Source organism: Jeotgalibacillus marinus, from assembly GCF_040801915.1.
Lineage (GTDB): Bacteria > Bacillota > Bacilli > Bacillales > Jeotgalibacillaceae > Jeotgalibacillus > Jeotgalibacillus marinus.
Genome location: NZ_JBFMIA010000016.1, coordinates 17,599 through 37,790 on the forward strand (window position 1 = coordinate 17,599; position 20,192 = coordinate 37,790).

Sequence of the window (20,192 nt, forward strand, 5' to 3'; positions counted from 1 at the left end):
TCACTGATATACAAGAATATTCATTGAACAACACTCTCTTTTTCTACAATAATTACTTGGTAGACCATTAATTTCATAATTATTGAAACTTAATACCCTCAATTTCGCCCCTTTCTTTCACGAGAGTATTGTTTCGTTTGGATTTTTTATAGGTATCTGCTTGGCTGCTAGAACCCCATACTCATTAACCATTTAGAAAGTTTTTCTTCCCTTTCTTTAAAATCATTGTTTTTCACTTTATATTTACCAAGATGTTGTTCACCGATAATTTTTCCATCCAGCATATAAATGACACGTTCTGTTTTTGCTGCCACTTTTACATCATGTGTTACTAATAGAATCGTCGTCCCTGTCTGATTTATTTCTGCTAATAATTCCATGATCTCAACAGCTGATTTTGAATTGAGTGCACCCGTCGGTTCATCACCAAATATAATATCAGGATTATTAATGAGTGCTCTGCAAATCGCTACTCTTTGCAATTGCCCCCCTGAAGCTTGCGTAATGTCATTATCAGCAAGCTCTGCAATACCTGTCTTCTCCATTAATTTCATCGCTCTATTGTTAATTTCTTTACGGCTATTTTTTTTCGCCATATACGCAGATAGAATGATATTATCAAAGATAGACAAGTTTTTTAAAAGATGAATTTGCTGAAAAATAAACCCCATTTTATGCAAACGAAATCTGGCCAGCTCTTTTTCAGAAAGAGAAGATATCTCTTGTTCATCAAGAATAACACTTCCTGATGTCATTCTATCCATCCCGCTAATATTGTAGAGCAGCGTCGACTTACCAGAACCAGATGGACCCATGACAGATACAAATTCCCCCTCTACTATCTCTACGTTCACATCTTTAAGTATTTGGTTTGTTTGATTGCTCCCGAAAGCTTTATTTAACCTTTTTGCTTCTAGTATGGTTTTCATATTTTCGCCTCCTATTCAACTCTCAAATCAGCTAATTTCGCTTGCTTTAAGGATTTGGTACTCAATAATGTTGTAACTGTCACACTTAAAATTAATATAAGCGGGCAAAGAACGTAAGCCTGAACAGGATTAATGACAAACTCAATTTTAGAAGCACCCAAAAAAGACAATAAAACGTTAACCAAACTCTGTCCAATTGTATTTGAAATAATTGTTCCAACAATGATTCCTATAACCATTACAAGCAATACCTTTACTACATTTTGCACTTGAATATCCTTTAAAGAAAAACCTATACTTTTCATAATCGCTATTTGGGAATAGTCTTTGGCAACTAACATTTGCACAAACAAAGATGTAATGAGTATGGAAACACATATTGCAATCACGATAGCTACGATTGTCATAAGCTTTAACTGTTCAATCGTACCTCCTAGTGTTTGTGCTAAATATCCTTCCAAATGAGTCACCTTTGTCGAATGAAAAGCTTCCGTATAATCATGAATTTTGTCACCTATATTTACATGGCGTTTTACATCTAAATTAACTACATACCAAAGCACGGTTTTATTGTTTACAACAGGCAATAACGCTTTTGCTGTTCTGCCCCCATTGGTTATATCCTGATAGATACCACTAACCACCATTTCTTTCTTATTATCATCTACTATTAACGAAAGCGTGTCTCCAACAGATTTGCCCATCTCTTTAGCATTCAAGTATGAGAGAACAATTTCGTTGCCACTTGATGGGGCTGCACCTTCTAAATACTCAAGAGGAAAAATAGAAAAATCCCCCGTTTCTATACTGATGTTTTCCAAAACTCCATCACTATCTATAACATTAAACCGAGATGTAATCATAGGCGAAAATTTTTCAACATCTTTGTCATTTTCAATGTATGTGAGTACATCATTAAATCGTTGAACGATATCGTCTGATTGCTGTAAATCAATCCGTATATCACTTTGCCCAACCCCCATATATTTGATAAAACTAGGTGATTGGATTGTATTGAGGAAGTTCACTGGAACAATGATGATAATGGAACAAACAATGAATACAAAGAATAGTAATCCAAACATTTTCAGTCGACCTAAAATATCCTTTAAGCCCAAGAAAATATTAACGTCCAAGTATTTACTTTTATGCATTGGCAGAAAACCCTTACTTATTTTGGTTTCTCCAATACTGCCTGCCCGTAATGCTTCTACCGTGGTTATCTTATTAAACCTTCTAAGTGTCAATCTGCAAAAGAAAACGACAATGAAAAATATTATGCTAACTGAAATGAAAGGAATGATCTGATGAAGAATGTTATCTGATGTAGTCCCGATATATAGCATAATATTTTCTATAAATAACGGACTGATGAATAAAGACCCCAGATAACCTGCTATGGAAGCTAAAGCTGCTAAAACGATGTATTTGAATAGATATATTTTTTTAATATAATGCTCGTCAATACCAATTGCTTTCATAACGCCGATCTCTCTATATTCTTCTTCAATGGTGGCAAGAATGGTAAGACGAAGACAAAGGATCGCTATTATCATAAGCAAGATGCTCACCAATAAAATGACAGCTGGCACAATTCCTTCTGTTAGAGCATTCAAAATTTTAAACGTGCCATAGTCTACACTTGGTCCCTTATGTGGCAGGTTTGATGATTGATATGCCTGACTAAATTCGCTTAGTTTACTTAAATCCTTTAGAAGAAATTCAATAAGATATTCCTTTTCATCAAAGTTATTTTTAAGTGTTTCAAAATCAGCATCATTAACTAGAAAACGCTTTGAACTCACTACTGATGGATTCATTTGAGCATCTTGAACAAAATAGGCCACTGTAAATTCCTTATCAAATGATCCGTTAGAAATCCTAACTTTATCGCCTAATTTCAAGTTTTCCTCCTGCATATAATAGATAGGAACACCAACTTCACCCTTCGAAACTTGAATCACCTGGTTTTCTAAGTCAAGTAAATAATCAAATGATTTATTCTGTTTGACAAAACTAATATCCATCACGCTGTTTTTTTCCGGCTCATGACTGTTGCCTAAAAAGATATTAGCTCCGTCTATACCGACCATCTCAACTGTTTGTTGATCCTTCACAAGGCTGTTACTTGAAGTCCATCTATCAATTTCGGTCTGATCAACTTCTCCTGCGTGCATTTGAACAAAATGCGGCGTATTTGATGTAGTAAACAAGTTATCGATCGAATCGAATAGTTTTATAAACATAATTGATCCACTAGAAACAAGGAAAGCCGATAACATGACGAAAATAAACAATGTTATGGTTATGCTTTTCTTTCTATGGAAATCTTTCCTTAGCATTTTTAGCAGCATCTTATTCTCTTTTCTCCTTTCGCTTAACAAATAATATATTTAAAAAGATACTAGATACTGCCTCTCTCTACCTCAAAGGAAACATGGTCAACTGCCGTAAAATCTCCATATTTTTTTACAAAATCATTTACAACAATAATATTTTCCATTTTGATCACCTTTTTTTATTTTTAAGAAAACTTAATACTTTATAGACCTTATCAAAAGCACTGCTTACATTTTCTGAATTGGACATTTCATCACTTAATACTTCTTCAAACGCATCTAAAACTTTTTTACAATCATCGATATTTATTCCTGACTTTTCTGAAACTTCCTCCAACACTTCAGTATTATTCATTTGATTCTTTTCCTTTTTCATTATGATTTTTTCAGCTTCTACTTAATCATTTCTGGTATAAAACTAAAGGTGTCTTTTTCTGCCCCTAATGCATTTTCCATAATGTAGGAAAAGGCTATAGCTTTTTGTATTAGTTCGTGGGGCTGCCACTCGAAAATTCCTTCATCAAACAAAAATTGGGAAGATACTAGCAAAAATTCTACAGTTTCTCTAGGGTAAGGGGTTTGGAATAAACCTTCCTCTATTCCTTGTTCAATTACATCAGTGATAATAGGGCTTAGTTGCAGAATTGATTTTACCAGGCTTTTCTGGTGCATTTCTGCATTGTTTACTTGATGGAACTGTTCAACCAATAGTTCCTTGTTCTCAGATTTTTGTGCCATAAGGATCTGGAATATTTTTTCGGGGGCTTTGAGGTTTGGATCTGCGGCAATAGCCTTTGCAGCTTCTACCCCAATGTTTATAAAACGCATGACAATCGCTTCCATAACTTCTTCCTTGGATTTAAAGTAGTAATAGAAAGTACCTTTAGCGATACCAACCTTTTGTAAAATTTCATTAACTGTAGTTACAGGATAACCTTTTGTATAAAAAAGCATCTCAGCAGCATCTAAAATTTCATTTCTTCGTTCTTCAGGATTTTTTGAAATTCTCATACTTATACCTCCATTGTATAGACCGACCGTCGGTCTATAATAAATAATAACAATATTCACTTTATTTAGTCAATTGTTTTTTTCGATAATTAGAATAGGACATATGAGAGAGGGGGTTATTGTCCTAGTTAGCTCTATCCAATTTATTGAGAAATCTATCACTTTTACTTCAGTGTTCTTTTGTACAGAGCCTAGCCCTCTTAGATAAAATGCTATCTATTACCGAAGCTAACTGTTAATCATTTTCTGTACACGTTAATTGGTTTTTGAGTGCATCTTCAAGAAGCTCGATTAACTGTTGAAGTGCAACAGTTAATCGAGCTTCTTTGTTCTATTGACTACATGTTTTTCACTCAGGGGGGAATAGTACATATATCTAAAAAGTAAGGAGCCAATTTCATGAATGAAAAAATGTTTCGGACGAATAAGGGCCATTATTCTCTAATGGATATGCTGATGATATTAATTTCAAACAAGGTTCGTTATTTGTTTATTTTTGTTTTAGGTTTAATGTGGTTTCGAAATGCTTCCGGTAAAAAAGTGGTTTTAAATGCAGTGAAATCTACAGCAGTTACTTTGCTGATTAACACGTTCATTAAATTATTTTATTTTAAGCCTCGCCCGTTTATGAAACGTCGTGTTGGCATACTTATTCCCTCGAAGATGGATTCCTCATTTCCTAGTAAACACACTTTACTTGTGTTTGCCGTATCTACTTCGATTATTCTTTATAAGCGTACCCTTGGATCGATCATGATGGGGTTCTCAGTGTTAACGGGGATATCACGTGTTTGGCTAGGACATCATTATCCTTCTGATGTGATTGGAAGTGCCTTTATTGGAAGTTTAACAAGCGTTGTGATTGACAAAACTTCACGTTTCTTTAATCGTCTATAAGTTGTACTTAGTTGTTGTGGAAGAAGTTATTATAAATCAACAAAAGCTTCTGACCATTTACCATTAACAGCAACAATTCTTGCTTTGGTAAGGATAGTTAATAATCTTTTTTGAAGGTCAGCCCAGTCCGGTATTGTTTCCTTTAAGATGTTTCACAATAAAGTCTGCGCCTGCTAATGGATCAATTCCCTTCTGAAATTCGCTCCTTTTTTTATCCAAACAATCCATCTCTTGTGAAGAATCGAACAATTTTTCGAATATATTATTGATGCTTTCGATATCATCAATCTTTGTTGCCAACTCATTATTCACTAAAAAATCACAGTTTTTTTCTTCATGGCCAGGGATTGGTTGATAAATATACAAAGGAATTCCTGTTGCCAATGCCTCAAAACAGGTTAGGCCACCCGGTTTTGTAATAAGGAAATCAGTGGCTTCCATCCATTCATCGATCACATCCACAAACCCTAGTATACGAATATTGGGATGATGAAATCTTTCATCTTTTAAAAAGGAACTTCTTAGGGCTCTATTGTTTCCAGTACAAATGATAACCTGAATTTTTTCTTTCCATTTTAAAAGAGCATGAGCAAGTTGCCTCATTCCACCTAGACCCAGTCCTCCTCCCATAATCATTAGCGTTGGAATATCTTTTAAATTTAATTTTTTTCGAAGTTCCTGTTTATTTTTTCGAACACAGAAGTTTGAGTTAATAGGCATGCCCGTGACAACAATCCGATGCTCAGGAATACCCATCTCTATTAATTGTTTATACACATCTTTATTAGAAACCATATAAAAATCTACCTCAGAATGAGCCCATGCTCCGTGAACATAAAAATCGGTTACCATTGTACAAAGAGTAAATTTATGACCCATTTTTTTTAACCTAGATGCAGTTGAGCTCGTAAATGGGTGTGTACAAACGATCAGGTGGGGTTTTTCATTTTCAAGTAGAGCTTCAATATGTCTGTGAATCAGCTGGTGAATAACGTATTTTTTCCAATTAGAAAAAGGTTTGTTATGTGTCTTAAAATAGATTTTTCTCCATAATGAAGGAAAATGAACAATCATTTTTATATATGAATTAACGATTAGGTTTGTGGTAATCGGATGAAGTGCCTGTCCTACCTCCAAAACTTGTGTATGGACAGATGGAGAAAGATGAGAAATTCCTTGCATTAACGCTTCTCCAGCTTTTGTATGGCCGTTACCGATGGCTTCTGATAGGATCAGGACTTGTTTTTTCACGATTTACCCCCCTTTAAAAAATGTGATGAAAAAAGAGGGGGACTAACCCATTTCTTGAGATAGCCCCCCTTAAAAAGTATATCTATTGATAATCATTGATCTTATCAAATGTTTCAGGCGTTAATTCTTCAGCAAATTCACTAACATAATTCACTTGATTTGGAAATGGATTGCTCATATTATCTTGTAGGTTGTAGTATCCTTCTTGGATTTGGTGTACCCATTTTTTATTGCGGCTTCCGATTACTCCAAGAGTTGTTAAACCAAGTAATGACAACATTATGACGCTTCTGTTGTTAGACCTTCTTTTTCTAAACATGTTAATGAAGCGTCGGTTTCTTCTTCCCCCGATTAATGAAGCAAGAGTAGTTAAGTTGTTCATTCTGATACCCCCTCCTTTTTTTATGGATACAATCATATTTTGTTTAATATTAGGGAAAATATGATTGGTAATTATTACACCATAATTTTATCGAAAGCGATTTGTTCTGAACGTCCTAAAGCCATTAAATCGAGTTAACTTCTGTGCATTTATCCGAAGGTAAAACTGTTTTTTATTCCAATATTAAAGATAGGATCCAATCTTTAACATCTAAAATGCGTAAGTTTTTTGGTTGTGTATTTGTTCCCGTTACAATCATGGAAACAAGTGAATCTTGTTCATGCAACCCTCCGTGACTAGCTCCCCCGATATGAGTAGGAGATCCTTCACCAATAAACTCATGTCCTGGTTTAGCACTTACAACAAGATAATCTCCTTCATGTGAAAAAAAAGTCGTGTAAAGTCTTGCCAATGCATCTGGATAAATTCCATAATTGATTTTATTTTCATTTATTGAAAGGTCTAATAGTGTTAGTTCCCCTTTTATCTCCCAAGACTGCCCATATTTATCAATAAAATCTCCTTCAGGCTGAAATATTAATTGTCCATCGTGGATGCCAGAAGTTACTACAATGGAATTTTCTTTTTTCCAAGCAATAACATCGATCCTTTCATCTTTTTGTAAAATATTCGCGATATCTTCTAGAGATACAGTTTTAGCATCCAGTGTATAAATAAAGGACATTCTTTCATTCACACAAAGAACGACTTGATCTGAAGAGGTAACCGTGTCTTTTAACTTAGGAATTTGATACGTGTCAAGCAGCTTTCTCAGATCGATCAGTGCTAAGTTACGGTCATTTTCAATCCACGCTTGACCATTGTCACCTAGTATGATCCAAATATTATTCGTTAATGCTTCTTCCCAAGTACGATAACTGTTAAGGATCTTTTGCAGTTGCTTGTCAACTTTTTCAATTCCTTTACTATCCATTCTCCCATTTTTATGTATGCGTTGATCTAAATCAGGAAAATAAGCAATAGTAAGTGCCGGCAGCATGTCCTGCTCGATGAGATATTTCACTTCTTTTGCGGTAAATTTGTCATTAAACCCATATTTCTGCCAAAAAAATGAGTTCCTGATTGATGGATTCAGTTTTGCCATAGACCCGTATGAAAACACATTTGGAGCGGACACAACGATATTCCTTCTCATCCCTGTAATCAATGATAAAAGAAAAGGAAATTTTAATTGGACAGAATGATTTCCCCTATATAATAAAGTACTGATTGATGCCGTTTGAATATCTTGGTCCATAAGGATTTCATGAATCGTCTTATGTTCTTTACTTAAATGGTTATGGTTCAAATTGTAAAAAATATCTTCCATCGCTTGTTTTAACCCTAATTTAAAAAGCTCTCTAACATGACCTCCATAATCAATAATTCGATTTTCCTTTTTGTTAAACCAAACTAACCCCGGTACTTTATGTTGGTCACTGTAGACACCCGTTAATAATGTACTATCAACATTGACAGACATAGTTGGAAACGGACTCACGACATTGGGAATGTTATAACCATTGTCGATAAAAAATTGAAGTGCAGGAGCTTTTCCATTTTTTAAGGCTTCCTGTAAAGTTGTATTCATTAAGGTATCAACCATTAGCATGATAATATGTTTCTTTTCTGATATAGTCATCGGTCATTTATCCTCTCACTTTTTTTTACGATGTATTATCAAAACTGCGTAGCGCTTTTTTCTTTTGAATGTGCTCAATCTGTTAACAAAAATTGAATAGATTCCCAGCCGTGTTCGTGAATCTTTGAATGTCCCGCATACAAAGATCACCTAATACTTATCATCTATTTATTTCCAAATAAACGCTGCTTCAAACTTGTTAAATGGTTGATGAACTCAACGAAAGAAACACTCTTCAATATCAAAGAGTGTTCCGTTTTTAATCAGATTCAGAAGAATTATTAATGCAATAAAAAGAACGGCTTAGACAAGTGGGAAACGCATGAAATGAAAGGAATAAAACAATAAGCAGACAAAACAGTTTATCTAGCGCTGGCACAAACTCTCTACACTCTAATTGATCATTACAATAGCCCGAAGCGAGATTTTTCATCACTACATCTAGAATTTATCAATATCATATAAAAACGAATTGAAACGGTGGATAGGTTCCATGTCAAACTTCTATACTAAGACTATTCGTGGCCCTTTAGCGCTTGATCATTCAGATGTTCTTATTGAAATTCCTTCTCTCATTGGACAGATCGATCCATTGAAGCATTGATAGTGATAAAAGGACTTGATGTATGTTAGACTTTCTGTTGACTAATACCTTTTTAAACCGTAAAAGATACCGATGCTATGGGAAAGTCAATTCTTCGGTCAAGGAAAAGAGAGAAGGAGATAATGGTGGATTTTTATGATTTATTAGCAACGTTAAAAGACGCTGGGTACTGGGCCCTCTTTTTCGTGTTGTGGTTAGGTTTTTTTGGTGCCCCATTCCCCAATGAAGTCATCGTGTTAACAAGCGGCTGGATCTCCAATCAATTCATGTTTAAACCCATCCCGACGTTTCTAGTGACACATTTAGGAATATTATGTAGTTTAAATACCTTATATGTGTTCGGACGATTGAAAAAGAAGCGAAAAAAACAAAAAACAACTATTCTGAATGAAGCCATTTCACTCGTTGAAAAACATGGGGCATTGGCTTTGTTTACGAGTTATTGGTTTCCAGGTCTTCGCCATATGGTGCCGTTTTTATTAGGACTCCAAAAAGTACCTTATCGGTTGTTTTTTCTGTATTCTTGGTTTGCCTCCCTTATTTGGTTAAGTGTTTATTTTTCGATCGGGTTCGTGTTTTCGGCTTCCTTCTTTGACATGAAAGAGTGGATGATCGAACATGCGTGGATTTCAGCTAGTGGCAGCGTGTTAATCCTCCTTATCTTTACTTCCATATTGTATAAAAGAAGAAAATCCACCGTGAAAGAAAACACTCTTTAATGTGAAAGAGTGTTTTTTATCAGATTCGGAAGAGTTTTTAATGAAATAAAATGAACGAACTTAGACAAGTGGGAAATTAATGAAAAGATTGATAACAATAAGCCGGCAAAACAGCATAGAGCAAAAACGACAAATCAGTGTCTTGCGCTGGCAAACTCTCTACACTCTTGGGCACAGTGTAAACAACTTTGACCGCAAGCCTGTGAAATTTTATCAGGATGTTTTATACAATGTTCTCCACATACCTGACATACTTCAGCACATAAACAAGCAAGTGATTTGGCAAAAATGCTTTTGCTTGCAATATATTTAGCCATTAGGGTACACATATTCGCACAATCAGATAGTAGCTTTAATTGTTCTTTTCTACATCCTTCCATTTTAAGTATTTCATTTCTTGTAAATTCACATGTTGCTTCACAGTTTTGAACCGTGTGCAATAATCGATGCTGCAGAAAGATGTTACCGTTTGGATAAGCCGTCATAGGATGAGTAACGTTCATCGGGTAAGGCATTTTATTTATTGGATACATTTTTTCCTGTTCCTCCTACTTTATGTTAATGAATCGAAACAAATAGGGCATTTCTAACTATTTATAAACATTTCATTAACTTCCCAAGATTCTACGATTAAATAAGCGGTATGTGGGTCCACACCTCTACCCATTAAATAGGCCATCGCAGCAACTTCTTGTAATGCATGCTTATATGAAGTATCCTCCGCCTCTTTTAAGCCATAATTAACAAAAGGGTCAATGATATTAAATACTTGCGGTTTCAAATGAGGGTATAAAGGTTGTTTGATTTGTTGCTCTGCCCACATCTCAGACTGTGGGTATTGCGGAAACTGGTTGACATGGTGCTTTCGATAATAAGACATGTGGTAAGGATCGTAAGGATTCATTTTTACGTCCCCTTTCTTGGGATTGATTCCATTCAGTAATATACTATGTTCCACAAATGCCCTGGGGACTGGTCATTTGCCTATATACCCAAGTCTACAGATGGATTCACGCACAAAAATGATTCGCTGTGGATAGGATGCGCTTAATCGGACAACTATTTTAAAGTTAAGTAGACGACAGATACGATGATAAAAAGAGGATCTACAGCCACAAGAGAACCTCGAACATTCATCCAGATTTAAAGAACAGATGATGTAATAAACCTTCAAAAATAAAGCCGAACACACATTATAAATGACTAATGTGTGTTCGGCTTTTATTTTCTTATTGAACTCGTTCTTAATCTAACTTATCTCTTCCACAAACAGCCTACATGATCAAATACTACTCTGAATCCGAACGAGTTGATCTTGCTGCAAATGGATAAATAGGATCTTTCAATTCAAACTGATAAGTATTTCCATCTACAATTCCTACAACTCTGTCATTATCATAGAGCTCGAGCATAAATTCTGCCATTTCTATAGCCGTATGAAACTTCGGTACCACACCATCGTATTGAAATTCGTCAACATCGAAAGAACGCTTGGCAAATTCCGTTTCAGTTGCAGCCGGTGCCAAAACTTTCACCTGCATTTTTGCCCCTTTTTCTTTCAGTTCATGTGCAAGACCCTCTGTAAATGCACTCACGTAAAATTTAGTAGCACAGTAGGTAATGGCATTTGCAATAATCGTATATCCTCCACCAGATGAAACATTGATAAGTTGCGTACCCTCGACATTTGAGTAGTCACGAACAAATAGAGATGACAAGATGGTTAATGCTTCAATATTTAAATGTAACATTGACTCTATCTTGTTTAAGTTCTGTTCAGCAACTAAATCAAAGTTACCAAAACCTGCATTGTTAATCCAACTTTCAATATTGAATTTTTCAAGGCTTTCGTAAAGTTTATAAACATTCTCAGAAACTGATAAATCTGATGTTCGAATGACAACATCTAAGTCTTTGTTAATCTGTTCGATTTCTGACTTTAATTCCTCTAGCTTGTCATTTCTTCTGGCAACAATTATTAAGTTTTTTCCACGAGTCGCGAAAGCAAGCGCAGTTTCATAACCAATACCTGAACTTGCGCCGGTAATAACAGTGTATTTCATGTAAATTCCTCCCGAGTTTTTGAATGTAACCATTGATTGAATCATTTGTAAAACCTATATGATTTTGAGTGTGATCTTTAAGTTTAATACTTAGGGCACGTTCTAAAACAAATCACAAAAATTGTGTAGTCGGACGAACGATAATTTCGTTCACATCAACATGGTCTGGCTGTTCGATCGCATAGGCGATTGCCTTTGCAATATCTTCACCTTGTAATGTTTGTACATCTTTATATCTTTCTTGGAAATTACGAAGAATATCCTTATCAGTGATCGTATGCGTCAATTCAGTTCCTACGGCTCCAGGGCAAATAATTGTCGTACGGATGTTTTGACCGGCTTTCATTTCTTGACGCAATCCTTCTGTGATGGCTCTTACAGCGAATTTAGTGCCACTATAAACAGAGCTTCCCGGTACTACACCATGTCCTGCTATAGAAGAAATATTTACTATATGCCCTGATTTTTGTTCTTCCATATACGGGAGAACAGCTCCAATGCCATAAAGCACTCCTTTAATATTTACGTCTACCATTCGATCCCACTCATCAACTTTTCTTTTGCTTAAAAATGATAATGGCATAACCCCTGCATTGTTGACTAGAATATCAATTTGACCAAATTGTTCAATGGTTTCTTTCGCTAGAGCTTCCATTTCATCAAAAGAAGTTACATCTGTTACTCGATAGGAAGCCTCGCCACCATTGTCAATAATTTCAGATCGTAACTGCTTTAGTCTGTCTTCTCGTCTTGCTGCTAGCATTACCCGAAATCCCCGCTTCGCTAATTCAAGGGCCGTTGCCTGACCAATACCACTACTTGCCCCTGTTATCATTGCTACTTTTTTTGTCATCTTGATCACTCCAATTATAATGTTTTTACAAATTGGACTTTTTATGATCATTTAGTCTAATTTGTCTCAAGGACAAATATAACACTCATTTTATTCATTGTAAACAAAAAAGGTGTTTTTAGTCTAATTTATGTATAATAGGTTCACACTAGTGTATGATATATTTAGTTATCTAAGGAGGAAGTTATATGCGTAAGATCGATAAAGAAGAGATGAGAAGAACGTATGCAAAAAAAATAATCAATGTGATTCGTATACAAGGGTTTAATTCCTTAAAAATACAAGATATGGCTGAGCATATGCAGATAAGCAAGGCAACGCTATATAACTATTTTTCTTCTAAAGAAGAGATCATTCATGAAGTTGCCCAGACCTACATTTCATTTTTTGAACAGGTTGACCAAACCATTTTAAATAGTGAACTAACTTATATAAATCGTTTTCAAAAGGCGTTTGAACAAGAAGTACTGACTTCCATATATATATCTAATTTATTTTTAGAAGAATTAAAAATAGGTTTTCCTGATTTATATGAAGGGATTATTTCAGCACAAAGAAAAATAAAGTCCGATATTCGAAAATTTTATAAGATGGGGATGGAGGAAGGAATTTTCCATTCGTTAAACCCTTACATTTTACTCATGCAGGATGAAGTTATATTGAGAAAATTACTCGATCCAACCTACTTAATAGAAGAAGGCATCACTATCAAGCAAGCGTTATTTGACTATTACCAGGCAAAAAAAGTACAGATAATAAAGCCTGATGCGCTACTTGCAATAAATGATGAACCAATGATAGAAAAAATTGAACAGCTTGCTCGCAAGCTTTCTCATTCATATTTATAATAACTCGTAAGGAAGGAAAGCTTATACTGTCCATGACACTTTCACTACATGCCAATGATCGAAAGAATCCCCTTGTATCACTCTAATCTTGATACAAGGGGATTCTTTCTATTTATCCATTAAAATTGAAAGCAGCTGCACCCTAAACGACTTAAATAACCGCTCACTTCCTGTAAAGCTACACCATCAAACAACTCGCTAAATAATCCACATAAAGCCACCGACCAGGCGGTTTTCTCCCCTATAAACAAAAAAGGCAACCAAGAAACACTTGGCTGCCTTTTAAATCAACTATTTTTTTATTTTCCCGCTTGCTGTTTCAGCACTTCTGCTATATCTGTTTGCTCCCAAGGAAGGTCCAGATCATTGCGGCCAAAATGACCATAAGCAGCTGTTTGTTTGTAGATTGGACGACGTAGGTCAAGCATTTTGATAATGCCTGCCGGACGTAGATCGAAATTGTTGCGAACAAGATCAATTAGTACGTCTTCTTCTACAGTACCTGTTCCAAATGTATCGATTGAAATCGATACTGGCTGTGCTACACCAATTGCATAAGCAAGTTGAACTTCACATTTATCAGCAAGACCTGCTGCAACAATGTTTTTCGCAACATAACGCGCAGCATATGCACCAGAACGGTCAACTTTCGTTGCGTCTTTACCAGAGAATGCACCACCGCCGTGACGAGCGTAACCGCCGTATGTATCAACGATGATTTTACGCCCTGTTAAGCCAGCATCGCCTTGTGGTCCACCAATTACAAAACGTCCTGTTGGGTTAATGAAGTATTTCGTGTTTTCGTCAATCAAGTTGGCTGGAACAACCGGCTTAATGACATGTTCTTTAATGTTGCGTTGGATTTGCTCTAGGCTTACTTCAGGATGGTGCTGTGTTGAAACAACGATTGTGTCAATGCGAACTGGTTGATTGTTGTTATCATATTCAACCGTCACTTGTGTTTTTCCATCTGGACGAAGGTAAGGAAGAATTTCTTCTTTACGTACTTCTGTTAGACGACGAGAAATTTTATGCGATAAAGAAATCGGTAATGGCATAAGCTCCGCTGTTTCGTTACATGCATAGCCGAACATTAGACCTTGGTCCCCCGCTCCGATTGATTCAATCTCAGCGTCAGACATTGAGCTTTCACGATCTTCTAGAGCACGGTCAACACCTGCTGCGATGTCTGCAGACTGCTCATCGATTGAGACAAGTACCGAACATGTTTCCGCATCAAAACCATATTTCGCACGCGTATAACCGATTCCTTTGATCGTTTCACGTACGATTTTTGGAATGTCTACATACGTAGAAGTTGAAATTTCTCCTGCTACGAGTACAAGACCCGTTGTCACGGATGTCTCACATGCTACACGAGCATTCGGATCATCCTTTAAAATAGCATCCAAAATAGAATCTGAAATCTGATCACAAATTTTGTCTGGGTGTCCTTCCGTAACAGACTCAGACGTAAACAAATGACGTTTTGTTGACATAGTGTCTCCTCCTTGTGAAGTATATATGTTGGACGGTACTCATTACCCTCAGATATCGATTGTTAACCTTTGTGTAGATCATCCAAGCAGTAGCGCTTATAAAAATAACCTTTCCCCATTTAGCATTAGCTAGAGGAAAGGTTTTAAATGTAGCGCCTTTCACTCTTATCGTTCAAGGACAAAGCCTTGCTACAGGTTAGCACCTTCGCTCTAAAGAGTTGGAACGCAAAAGCCATAAGCTTTTTTGTAGAGCAGGTTGCTGGGTTTCATAGGGCCTGTCCCTCCACCAGCTCGGGATAAGAGTATCCGTTCAAAAAACCATCATACATAAACAGGACTGCAATGTCAATCCACTTCAACGATTTTTTCATTAAAGTTGAAAGAAAAACGAATTATATGTATTAGCATAGACTATTAATCTAAATGTGTTATACTAATTACGAACAAAGGATGCATGACCATTTTTGTATAAAGGGTGGGGAAAAGACAATGAATATCATTCGAAAAACAAATAATCTACACGATTTACTAGCAAAGGACCAGGTCCACCGCAACCTTTCTGTACCAAAATTGGTTGAAAAGGTTTTAGAACGCAAAGAAGGAACATTAACTTCAACTGGTGCTATTAAAGCAGAAACAGGTACATATACAGGGCGTTCGCCTAAAGATAAGTTTACAGTAGATGAGCCGACTTCAAGAGAGCTAGTTGACTGGGGGAATGTCAATCAGCCTATCTCTGTAGAAATATTTGAAGAGCTCTATTCAAAAGTGATGAACCACTTGCAAGACCTAGAGGAACTATTTGTATTTGAAGGCTATGCTGGTGCTGATCAATCCTCAAGATTACCGATTCGCGTTGTAAATGAGCGTGCTTGGCACAATTTGTTCGCTCATCAGCTCTTTATTCGTCTAGCAGATGGCGAGCAATGGGATACTACAAATGAAAAACCGTTTACCATTTTATCCGCACCATCTTTTAAAGCAGATCCTAAAGTTGACGGTACAAGATCTGAAACATTTATTATTGTGTCATTTGAAAAACGTACGATTTTAATTGGTGGTACAGAATATGCAGGAGAAATGAAGAAATCCATTTTCTCTATAATGAACTACTTATTACCGCAAAAAGAAATTTTACCAATGCACTGTTCAGCAAACATTGGACAAGAAGGCGATGTTGCCCTTTTCTTCGGTCTTTCCGGCACTGGAAAGACAACGCTTTCAGCAGATGCTGACCGACGTCTTATTGGAGATGATGAGCATGGATGGTCTGATAATGGTATCTTCAACATTGAAGGCGGCTGCTATGCAAAATGTATCCAACTTACTCAAGAAAAAGAGCCACAAATTTTTGATGCCATCCGCTTTGGATCTGTGCTAGAAAATGTTGTTCTTGATCCTGAAACTAAAGTTGCAGATTATAATGATTCATCTCTAACTGAAAATACACGTGCGGCGTATCCACTACAGGCAATGACAAATATTGTTGAACCAAGTTTGGCTGGGCATCCGAACACGATTTTATTTTTAACAGCTGATGCGTTCGGCGTATTGCCTCCGATCTCAAAGTTGACAAAAGAGCAAGCAATGTACCACTTTTTAAGTGGCTACACATCAAAACTTGCAGGTACGGAACGTGGGATTACAGAGCCAGAGGCAACATTCTCCACTTGCTTTGGCTCACCTTTCTTACCACTTCGTCCAACAGTGTACGCTGAAATGCTTGGGCGTAAAATGGAAGAGCACGATGTTCAAGTTTTCCTTGTCAATACAGGCTGGACAGGTGGAGCGTATGGCACAGGCTCACGTATGAAATTATCATACACACGAGCAATGATTCGTGCGGCACTTCAAGGCGAGCTAACGAACACAGAAACGACGAAAAATGGTCTATTTGGGCTTGAAACACCTCTACATGTACCAGGTGTACCTGACGACGTGCTTGTGCCTCGTTTTGCTTGGTCAAACGAGCAAGCATATGAGAAAAAAGCATTAGAGCTTGCTAATCAATTTAAAGAAAACTTTAAAAAATTCTCGAATGTTGATGAGAAAATTGTAAAATTAGGTGGACCTTTAGTCTAGGTTTTATTAGTAATAAAATGAGTGCCCAGTTCAACTTGGGCACTCATTTTTTAATTACTAGACTGTAAAGATATAAGTTCATAGGAAATGATTGTGCTGTTATCTCTCCACTCTACACGATAGATCTCAGCTGTCCCGCTCAGTTCTCCTTGTATCGTTCGTTTTACTTCTAATGGGACGTGCATTGGATACAAGCGATAGCCTTCTTTTATTAGTTGAAAAAAGTTTTCTTGTTGTCGATGTTCTTTCCCTTTTGTCACGATCATGGTGTTCAATTCTAAAGGCATTCCCATACATTTCACTCCTTACGGCTCATTCTTCTCGCTGACGTTTCATCCACTGACAAAGATCTCTAACCACTTGGCGATTAGTGTCAGGTGGAAATACATGATTAAAATCGTCAAAAAACCACGTTTCATATTTTTTGTCTAATTGTTTTAATCGTTCTTTTAATCGGTATGCGTGTTCAATTGAAACATTCACGTCTTTTACCCCATGGATAATTAAAACGGGTGCATTTACTTTTTGTAATTCATAAAGAGGCGTTCGATAGCGATAAGCTTCTGGGTGTTTCATTGGTGAACCACCAATCACTCGTTTCATCATGCGTCGCAGATCTTTGCGCTCTTCATACGTTAACACTATATCAGAGACACCGCCCCATGTCGTGATCGATGCAATCGTTGGATACTCAACAGCCACTTGAAGGGCCATCACACCACCTCGCGAAAAGCCAAACACATGAATGCGTTCCGCAATGACGAGAGGATGATTTTTTAGCACTTCAACACCCGAAAAAGCATCCTTTCGATCTTCTCCAGCAAAATCTTCATTCCCCTCTCCCCCACGATTTCCACGGTAGTACGGAGCGAAAACGATAAACCCTTGTGCAGCAAATTGGGCAATACGGGAAGAGCGAACCATCCCCACACTCTTAATCCCCCCTCTTAAATAGAGGAAACCGTCCATTGCTTCTGTGCCAATAGGTTCGGCTAACAATCCCTTCACTTTTAAGCCGCCAGACCATAATGTTAGTATAAATAATTCTACAGCAGGGTGTGGTGATGGAAAAGGAATACGCTGAATAATTTCACCATCTTTCATCGTTAAACCTCTCTTTCTTTCAAATGCTTTTCCCAAAAAAGATGCGCATGAACAACAACATCATCTTTCATAATAAAACTAAATTGATCTTCATTTCGGTGAACTAATAGATCTTCCTCTAGAAGATGTGGTCCATTCGTTTCAAAATAATGATCTTGTTCGATAAAATGAGTTACTTCAGTGAAAAAAATAGATTTTATAATCGAAGGATTTCCTTCCACCTTGTACTGCCCAATATAATAAAGATCGCTTATCTCTGCACCGACTTCCTCTCTTACTTCTCGACGTGCAGCTTGTTCGACCGTTTCACCTTGTTCAACTTTCCCCCCAGGAAACTCTAACCCTCTTTTTTTATGCTTCGTCATCACCCATTTGTTTTCATATCGTGTCATGATCCAGACATGTTTTGGGCTTTCAGAAAAAGGCTGATCATCAAATGATAGCTCTACTTTTTTATTAAAAAAATCCTTAAATATGTACATTTTTCACCTCCTTATTTGAAGGAAATAAAACTACTTATTTTTTTTACCGTTTTTTAAGAAGCGATTAAAGGATGACGATAATTTGTCGATGATTTTACATTTCAGCAAGATGGTTCTTACTATATTTTAACCCTGAATGCCTCAAGAGAAAAGTCTGGACGAATTCACGACCCGGGAAGTTTTCAAAAAACACTCTTCTTGGAGGTTTTGAGTACCAAATGATCATCGCTTTTCTAAGAGTGAAATCGTACGTTGGGAAAAGCCAAACGGATCTAAAAATGAGTATGAAATTTCAACTTGTGGCAATTCTAGTGAGAGGAAAACGCTTTAAATAACAAAAAGTGATACTGTAGAAAAAAACACTTTACAATTAACAACAATCAGGAGTAGAATATGTTTGTGAAACATTTCACAATAATATATTTTAAAAATTGTAGTGATGCACAAAAAATTTTATTTATTTGTTTACTTATTTGTGAACTATTTCACAATATTTATACACTTACTCAAACTAAGGAGGAATTGATATGATTCAAAGAAACGTCAATCGTGTAGTACTTATTGGGGCAGGATCTGTAGGGAGCAGTTATGCATTCGCGTTACTTAATCAATCGATTACAGAAGAATTAGTCATTATCGATCTAAATGAAAATAAAGCGATGGGTGATGCCATGGATTTGAATCATGGTAAAGTGTTTGCACCTAATCCAACGAAAACATGGTATGGAAATTTTGATGATTGTAAAGATGCCGCTATCGTGTGTATTTGCGCGGGCGCGAACCAAAAACCAGGTGAAACTCGCTTAGATCTTGTCGAGAAGAATTTAAAGATTTTCAAGTCGCTTGTTGATCAGGTTATGGCCAGTGGCTTTGATGGGATGTTCTTAGTTGCAACTAACCCTGTGGATATTTTGACTTATGCTACATGGAAATATAGTGGTCTACCGACAGAACGAGTAATTGGTAGTGGTACGATTCTTGATTCTGGTCGTTTTCGCTTTTTGCTCGGCGAGTACTTTGATGTATCCCCAGCTAACGTTCATGCACATATTATTGGTGAACATGGTGATACAGAGCTACCGGTTTGGAGTCAAGCTGATATAGGTGGAGTGCCCGTTACTGAATTAATCGAAAGAAATTCAGCTTATCAGATGAAAGATTTAGATGAGCTCTTTGTGAACGTTCGCGATGCAGCTTACCATATTATCGAGAAAAAAGGAGCAACTTATTATGGGATTGCCATGGGGCTCGCTCGAATAACAAAAGCCATTTTAAATAATGAAAATAGCATCCTAACTGTAAGCACGTACCTTGACGGACAGTACGAAGAAGAAAATGTTTATATAGGCGTTCCCGCTATTGTGAATCGAAACGGAATCAGGGAAGTTATAGAATTAACGCTCAATGAGCATGAACAAAAACAGTTTAAACACAGTGCCAAGGTATTAAAAGATGTTTTGGCTCCTCACTTTAAAGAATAATAAGAA

20 protein-coding genes and 1 riboswitch are annotated in these 20,192 nt (G+C 36.6%); of the genes, 5 read left to right on the forward strand and 15 right to left on the reverse strand.

Going from position 1 to position 20,192, the window contains the following annotated elements; translation table 11 throughout:
* Window positions 1-167 precede the first annotated feature (167 nt).
* The 4 genes from AB1471_RS13555 to AB1471_RS13570 form a co-directional block, all read right to left on the reverse strand.
* Complete coding sequence (locus AB1471_RS13555) at window positions 168-929, reverse strand: ABC transporter ATP-binding protein (protein WP_367780304.1); 762 nt, start codon at window positions 927-929, stop codon at window positions 168-170.
* 11 nt (window positions 930-940) lie between these two features.
* Window positions 941-3,283: an ABC transporter permease gene (locus AB1471_RS13560; protein WP_367780305.1), complete on the reverse strand. Its 2,343-nt coding sequence runs from the start codon at window positions 3,281-3,283 to the stop codon at window positions 941-943.
* 154 nt (window positions 3,284-3,437) lie between these two features.
* Window positions 3,438-3,623, reverse strand: a complete 186-nt coding sequence (locus tag AB1471_RS13565) for an HU family DNA-binding protein (protein WP_367780306.1) — start codon at window positions 3,621-3,623, stop codon at window positions 3,438-3,440.
* 38 nt (window positions 3,624-3,661) lie between these two features.
* Window positions 3,662-4,279 (reverse strand): TetR/AcrR family transcriptional regulator, encoded by a 618-nt coding sequence (locus AB1471_RS13570; protein WP_367780307.1) that lies wholly within the window; start codon window positions 4,277-4,279, stop codon window positions 3,662-3,664.
* Window positions 4,280-4,678: 399 nt separating this feature from the next.
* Here AB1471_RS13570 and AB1471_RS13575 point away from each other — a divergent pair, with 399 nt between their 5' ends.
* Window positions 4,679-5,176, forward strand: coding sequence for an undecaprenyl-diphosphatase (locus AB1471_RS13575; protein WP_367780308.1), 498 nt, complete (start codon window positions 4,679-4,681; stop codon window positions 5,174-5,176).
* Window positions 5,177-5,293: 117 nt separating this feature from the next.
* Here the strand turns inward: AB1471_RS13575 and AB1471_RS13580 are convergent, their stop codons facing one another.
* The 3 genes from AB1471_RS13580 to AB1471_RS13590 all read right to left on the reverse strand — a co-directional run bounded on the left by AB1471_RS13580 (window position 5,294) and on the right by AB1471_RS13590 (window position 8,451).
* The gene (locus AB1471_RS13580; protein WP_367780309.1) at window positions 5,294-6,427 is read right to left on the reverse strand and encodes an MGDG synthase family glycosyltransferase; all 1,134 of its coding nucleotides are present in this window, start codon (window positions 6,425-6,427) and stop codon (window positions 5,294-5,296) included.
* Window positions 6,428-6,509: 82 nt separating this feature from the next.
* Window positions 6,510-6,809 carry a hypothetical protein gene (locus AB1471_RS13585; RefSeq protein WP_367780310.1) on the reverse strand — a complete coding sequence of 100 codons (300 nt, stop codon included), beginning with the start codon at window positions 6,807-6,809 and terminating at the stop codon, window positions 6,510-6,512.
* A gap of 172 nt (window positions 6,810-6,981) precedes the next feature.
* A complete protein-coding gene (locus AB1471_RS13590) occupies window positions 6,982-8,451 on the reverse strand; it encodes an alkaline phosphatase family protein (protein ID WP_367780311.1) in 1,470 nt (489 codons plus the stop codon).
* Between the two features lie 729 nt (window positions 8,452-9,180).
* On the opposite strand from AB1471_RS13590, the gene AB1471_RS13595 reads away from it, so the two are divergent.
* Window positions 9,181-9,774 carry a DedA family protein gene (locus AB1471_RS13595; protein ID WP_367780312.1) on the forward strand — a complete coding sequence of 198 codons (594 nt, stop codon included), beginning with the start codon at window positions 9,181-9,183 and terminating at the stop codon, window positions 9,772-9,774.
* A gap of 134 nt (window positions 9,775-9,908) precedes the next feature.
* Here the strand turns inward: AB1471_RS13595 and AB1471_RS13600 are convergent, their stop codons facing one another.
* The 4 genes from AB1471_RS13600 to AB1471_RS13615 all read right to left on the reverse strand — a co-directional run bounded on the left by AB1471_RS13600 (window position 9,909) and on the right by AB1471_RS13615 (window position 12,690).
* On the reverse strand, window positions 9,909-10,307 hold the full coding sequence (locus tag AB1471_RS13600) for a four-helix bundle copper-binding protein (protein ID WP_367780313.1): 399 nt from the start codon (window positions 10,305-10,307) through the stop codon (window positions 9,909-9,911).
* A gap of 53 nt (window positions 10,308-10,360) precedes the next feature.
* On the reverse strand, window positions 10,361-10,678 hold the full coding sequence (locus tag AB1471_RS13605) for a hypothetical protein (protein ID WP_367780314.1): 318 nt from the start codon (window positions 10,676-10,678) through the stop codon (window positions 10,361-10,363).
* A gap of 385 nt (window positions 10,679-11,063) precedes the next feature.
* On the reverse strand, window positions 11,064-11,837 hold the full coding sequence (locus AB1471_RS13610; RefSeq protein ID WP_367780315.1) for an SDR family NAD(P)-dependent oxidoreductase: 774 nt from the start codon (window positions 11,835-11,837) through the stop codon (window positions 11,064-11,066).
* A gap of 112 nt (window positions 11,838-11,949) precedes the next feature.
* Window positions 11,950-12,690 carry an SDR family oxidoreductase gene (locus AB1471_RS13615; RefSeq protein ID WP_367780316.1) on the reverse strand — a complete coding sequence of 247 codons (741 nt, stop codon included), beginning with the start codon at window positions 12,688-12,690 and terminating at the stop codon, window positions 11,950-11,952.
* Between the two features lie 188 nt (window positions 12,691-12,878).
* On the opposite strand from AB1471_RS13615, the gene AB1471_RS13620 reads away from it, so the two are divergent.
* A complete protein-coding gene (locus AB1471_RS13620) occupies window positions 12,879-13,538 on the forward strand; it encodes a TetR/AcrR family transcriptional regulator (RefSeq protein WP_367780317.1) in 660 nt (219 codons plus the stop codon).
* Window positions 13,539-13,837: 299 nt separating this feature from the next.
* On the opposite strand, the gene metK is transcribed toward AB1471_RS13620, so the two are convergent.
* Window positions 13,838-15,037: a methionine adenosyltransferase gene (gene metK, locus AB1471_RS13625; RefSeq protein ID WP_367780318.1), complete on the reverse strand. Its 1,200-nt coding sequence runs from the start codon at window positions 15,035-15,037 to the stop codon at window positions 13,838-13,840.
* 162 nt (window positions 15,038-15,199) lie between these two features.
* Window positions 15,200-15,340, reverse strand: a riboswitch (SAM riboswitch).
* A 186-nt stretch (window positions 15,341-15,526) separates the two neighbouring features.
* On the opposite strand from metK, the gene pckA reads away from it, so the two are divergent.
* Window positions 15,527-17,119, forward strand: coding sequence for a phosphoenolpyruvate carboxykinase (ATP) (gene pckA / locus AB1471_RS13630; protein WP_367780319.1), 1,593 nt, complete (start codon window positions 15,527-15,529; stop codon window positions 17,117-17,119).
* Window positions 17,120-17,169: 50 nt separating this feature from the next.
* Here pckA and AB1471_RS13635 read toward each other — a convergent pair whose 3' ends face one another.
* The 3 genes from AB1471_RS13635 to ytkD are packed head-to-tail and all read right to left on the reverse strand — an operon-like array spanning window position 17,170 to window position 18,705.
* Window positions 17,170-17,412 (reverse strand): DUF2584 domain-containing protein, encoded by a 243-nt coding sequence (locus tag AB1471_RS13635; protein WP_367780320.1) that lies wholly within the window; start codon window positions 17,410-17,412, stop codon window positions 17,170-17,172.
* A 19-nt stretch (window positions 17,413-17,431) separates the two neighbouring features.
* On the reverse strand, window positions 17,432-18,223 hold the full coding sequence (locus tag AB1471_RS13640) for an alpha/beta hydrolase family protein (protein WP_367780321.1): 792 nt from the start codon (window positions 18,221-18,223) through the stop codon (window positions 17,432-17,434).
* 2 nt (window positions 18,224-18,225) lie between these two features.
* On the reverse strand, window positions 18,226-18,705 hold the full coding sequence (ytkD, locus tag AB1471_RS13645) for an RNA deprotection pyrophosphohydrolase (RefSeq protein WP_367780322.1): 480 nt from the start codon (window positions 18,703-18,705) through the stop codon (window positions 18,226-18,228).
* Window positions 18,706-19,232: 527 nt separating this feature from the next.
* Between ytkD and AB1471_RS13650 the strand changes: the two genes are divergently transcribed.
* Entirely contained in the window at window positions 19,233-20,186 is a 954-nt protein-coding gene (locus AB1471_RS13650; protein WP_367780323.1) for an L-lactate dehydrogenase, read from the forward strand.
* The last annotated feature ends 6 nt before the right edge of the window (window positions 20,187-20,192 follow it).

Excerpts from the sequence above, each read along its gene's own strand:
- AB1471_RS13555 (WP_367780304.1), bottom strand. The coding sequence starts at position 929 with ATGAAAACCATACTAGAAGCAAAAAGGTTAAATAAAGCTTTCGGGAGC.
- AB1471_RS13560 (WP_367780305.1), bottom strand. The coding sequence starts at position 3,283 with ATGCTGCTAAAAATGCTAAGGAAAGATTTCCATAGAAAGAAAAGCATA.
- AB1471_RS13565 (WP_367780306.1), bottom strand. The coding sequence starts at position 3,623 with ATGAATAATACTGAAGTGTTGGAGGAAGTTTCAGAAAAGTCAGGAATA.
- AB1471_RS13570 (WP_367780307.1), bottom strand. The coding sequence starts at position 4,279 with ATGAGAATTTCAAAAAATCCTGAAGAACGAAGAAATGAAATTTTAGAT.
- AB1471_RS13575 (WP_367780308.1), top strand. The coding sequence starts at position 4,679 with ATGAATGAAAAAATGTTTCGGACGAATAAGGGCCATTATTCTCTAATG.
- AB1471_RS13585 (WP_367780310.1), bottom strand. The coding sequence starts at position 6,809 with ATGAACAACTTAACTACTCTTGCTTCATTAATCGGGGGAAGAAGAAAC.
- AB1471_RS13590 (WP_367780311.1), bottom strand. The coding sequence starts at position 8,451 with ATGACTATATCAGAAAAGAAACATATTATCATGCTAATGGTTGATACC.
- AB1471_RS13600 (WP_367780313.1), bottom strand. The coding sequence starts at position 10,307 with ATGTATCCAATAAATAAAATGCCTTACCCGATGAACGTTACTCATCCT.
- AB1471_RS13605 (WP_367780314.1), bottom strand. The coding sequence starts at position 10,678 with ATGAATCCTTACGATCCTTACCACATGTCTTATTATCGAAAGCACCAT.
- AB1471_RS13610 (WP_367780315.1), bottom strand. The coding sequence starts at position 11,837 with ATGAAATACACTGTTATTACCGGCGCAAGTTCAGGTATTGGTTATGAA.
- AB1471_RS13615 (WP_367780316.1), bottom strand. The coding sequence starts at position 12,690 with ATGACAAAAAAAGTAGCAATGATAACAGGGGCAAGTAGTGGTATTGGT.
- AB1471_RS13620 (WP_367780317.1), top strand. The coding sequence starts at position 12,879 with ATGCGTAAGATCGATAAAGAAGAGATGAGAAGAACGTATGCAAAAAAA.
- metK (WP_367780318.1), bottom strand. The coding sequence starts at position 15,037 with ATGTCAACAAAACGTCATTTGTTTACGTCTGAGTCTGTTACGGAAGGA.
- pckA (WP_367780319.1), top strand. The coding sequence starts at position 15,527 with ATGAATATCATTCGAAAAACAAATAATCTACACGATTTACTAGCAAAG.
- AB1471_RS13635 (WP_367780320.1), bottom strand. The coding sequence starts at position 17,412 with ATGGGAATGCCTTTAGAATTGAACACCATGATCGTGACAAAAGGGAAA.
- AB1471_RS13640 (WP_367780321.1), bottom strand. The coding sequence starts at position 18,223 with ATGAAAGATGGTGAAATTATTCAGCGTATTCCTTTTCCATCACCACAC.
- ytkD (WP_367780322.1), bottom strand. The coding sequence starts at position 18,705 with ATGTACATATTTAAGGATTTTTTTAATAAAAAAGTAGAGCTATCATTT.
- AB1471_RS13650 (WP_367780323.1), top strand. The coding sequence starts at position 19,233 with ATGATTCAAAGAAACGTCAATCGTGTAGTACTTATTGGGGCAGGATCT.